The sequence below is a fragment of the Streptococcus sp. SM3 genome, from assembly GCF_027497875.1.
Genome location: NZ_JAJNSA010000191.1, coordinates 1 through 1,979 on the forward strand (window position 1 = coordinate 1; position 1,979 = coordinate 1,979).

Annotated in this window: 3 protein-coding genes; all 3 read right to left on the reverse strand. The window is 40.9% G+C overall.

Annotation, left to right across the window (positions count from 1 at the left end; all coding sequences use genetic code 11):
- Positions 1-467: YfhO family protein (locus PAN06_RS13980; protein ID WP_269796630.1), on the reverse strand; the 467-nt coding region annotated here is incomplete at its 3' end.
- A gap of 17 nt (positions 468-484) precedes the next feature.
- Positions 485-1,444, reverse strand: a complete 960-nt coding sequence (locus PAN06_RS13985) for a glycosyltransferase family 2 protein (RefSeq protein WP_155200159.1) — start codon at positions 1,442-1,444, stop codon at positions 485-487.
- Between the two features lie 70 nt (positions 1,445-1,514).
- Positions 1,515-1,979, reverse strand: a 465-nt coding sequence (locus tag PAN06_RS13990) for an LPXTG cell wall anchor domain-containing protein (protein ID WP_269796631.1), incomplete at its 5' end; no start/stop codon positions are given.

Genomic DNA, 1,979 nt, shown 5'->3' on the forward strand with positions numbered 1-1,979 from the left:
GCCGTCGAGAATAATGGAACCAACCATTTCCTAGATTCTAATCCTTTGTAGCGCCTGATTAAAAGGAAAGCAAAGGATAAACCAATTGCCCCGTATCTGAGCCAAATGGTTAAAAATACTGCTGCCCCAAAATATTTGAGGGGAGCTAGAATGTAGATGATGTTAAAGGGGCTCATTAAATAGTAGCCAAGCACACCGATCATATCTCCACCAAGAGATTTGGTGAAAGAATAACTCAAACTAGATAGATCCCCCGTCAAGATGGCATTTTTTAGCAAGCCAAAGAAACTGATATATTGCTGTCCAAAGTCAACAGCCATCAGACTCTTGCTTCCAAAAGGATACATCCCTATAAAAGCCCACACAACCAGCATAATGGTCATTGGGAGCAGGGCACTTGCGGCATAGAGAACTTTCTTTGGATGCTTTTTCCAAAACTCTTGCCAACGCATGAACCAGATTAACATGTTTTCTCCTATCTTCTTTAGCCGATATGATTTTTCTTCGCTTGTTCGATATTGGTCTCTTCAATGATGAAATGAGGACGACGCTTCACTTCGTAATAGATCTTGCCAATATACTCTCCAAGAATTCCAATGAAGATGAGTTGAACTCCACTAAATAATATAATAGCCGCAATCGTTGTGAAATAACCACTCACATAATTCCCAGCAGCGAAGATATATTTCATCAACTCAAAAACTAGATATAAAAGAGCTAGCCCTAAACAGATGAAACCGAATTGAATGCAAACACGGAGAGGGCGATCATTAAAAGAAATAATTCCTTGAATCGCATAATTCAAAGATTTCTTAAAACCAAACTTGCTCTTTCCAGCCTTACGGGTTTCATTCTTATAAGGAATTACTTTCTCTTTGAAACCAATCCATTCATACAAACCTTTATTAAAACGATTGTACTCCGGCATTGACACAAAGGCTTCCATCGCTTTTCGGCTAAGCAGTCTTAATTCCGATTTCCCGTCCGTTAGGTGAACATCCATGGAGCGGTTTGACAAGAAGTAAAACAAACGTGCAAAGGAACTTCCTACAAAAGATTCCCCTTCACGAGTTCGTTGGCCACTAACAATATCATAGCCCTCATTATAAGCTTCTAAGAATAAGGGAATCAAGTATGGTGGATGCTGGAGATCCCCATCCATGACCATCACCGCATCCCCACTGGCATATTTAAAACCAGCCAAGATGCCACTCTCTCGTCCAAAATTTCGACTGAAACGGATATATTTGATGCGGTCGTTTTCTCTTGCAAATTCTTCAATCAACTCAAAGGTTTTGTCACTACTTCCATCATCGATATAGAGAATTTCATAATCAGAGAGCTCTTTTCCTAACATTTTCTCAAGCTGATTAGAAATTTCACGATGGGTTTGAGGAAGCACCAGCTCCTCATTCAAGAGGGTTATTAAGATTGATAATTTCATCCCTTTTCTCCATAATACATTCCCAAAAAAGAGAGAGCTCATGCTCTCCCCTTATGTAGAAACTCATTGTTTATTTAATAGACAATTTTCGTTTCAATACGACTGCACCTGCTAACACAAAGGCTCCTGAGAATACAAATCCAGTTGCTGCAACTTCACCTGTATTAGGAAGAAGCGCTTTACGCCCTCCTCCATTGTTTCCACCTTTTGGTCCTGGTTTTCCAGTTGTGGTCGTCGTGGTTGATTCTTCACTTCCTGGAGTCACCGGTTTCTCTGGTGTTGTCGTTGTGGTGGTTGTTGTCGGCTCTTCTGTTGTTGTGGTTGTAGTTGTTGTTGGCTCTACAGTAGTCGTCGTTGTCGTTGACTCTCCTGTTGTTGTGGTTGTAGTAGTCGCCGGCTCTTCTGTTGTTGTTGTTGAAGTAGTCGTTGTTGGCTCTTCTGTTGTTGTTGAAGTAGTCGTTGTTGGCTCTTCTGTTGTTGTTGAAGTAGTTGTTGTTGGCTCTTCTGTTGTTGTTGAAGTAGTTGTTGTTGGCTC